At 54.1% G+C, this 586-nt stretch carries 1 tRNA gene and 1 rRNA gene; both read left to right on the top strand.

Annotated features, from left to right (window positions below):
* Window positions 1-4: 4 nt before the first annotated feature.
* Window positions 5-119: ribosomal RNA gene (rrf, locus tag C3418_RS23885) — 5S ribosomal RNA — on the top strand.
* 98 nt (window positions 120-217) lie between these two features.
* Window positions 218-294 (top strand) — tRNA-Asp (locus C3418_RS23890).
* Window positions 295-586 lie beyond the last annotated feature (292 nt).

Consider the following 586-nt stretch of genomic DNA (forward strand, 5'->3'; position numbering starts at 1 on the left):
TTTGCCTGGCGGCAATAGCGCAGTGGAACCACCTGACCCCATGCCGAACTCAGAAGTGAAACGCTGTAGCGCCGATGGTAGTGTGGCATTCGCCATGCGAGAGTAGGACACTGCCAGGCACCCAATTAAACGGTGATGTGAAGAATCACATGACTGGCTGCGAGGATGACACCTCACAAACAAGCAGCAAAAGATTTAGCGAAAGCTAACCGAATGCGGAGCGGTAGTTCAGTCGGTTAGAATACCGGCCTGTCACGCCGGGGGTCGCGGGTTCGAGTCCCGTCCGCTCCGCCACTAAATTGAAAGGCCTTCCCTGACGGGAAGGCCTTTTTGCTTTCTGACATTTACCCAATCCCTCATCCTCAGTGCCAGGTGGCTTGGCCGGGTTATCCTCACCTCCCTACACGACCATCTCCGCCTTGCTGAATGGCATCCACGCTTCATTCGTGGTCACACACATGCATATTCCGGCCGATCATGAACACCAATTCCGATTCAACGTGAACACCATTTCCGGACCAATGTGAACGCTCATTCCGGTTCAACCTGAACACTTCGCCCCTCCTTTCCGGAAACAGTGTTCAAC

Source organism: Aeromonas sp. ASNIH8 (assembly GCF_002919855.1).
Classification (GTDB): Bacteria; Pseudomonadota; Gammaproteobacteria; order Enterobacterales; family Aeromonadaceae; genus Aeromonas; species Aeromonas caviae.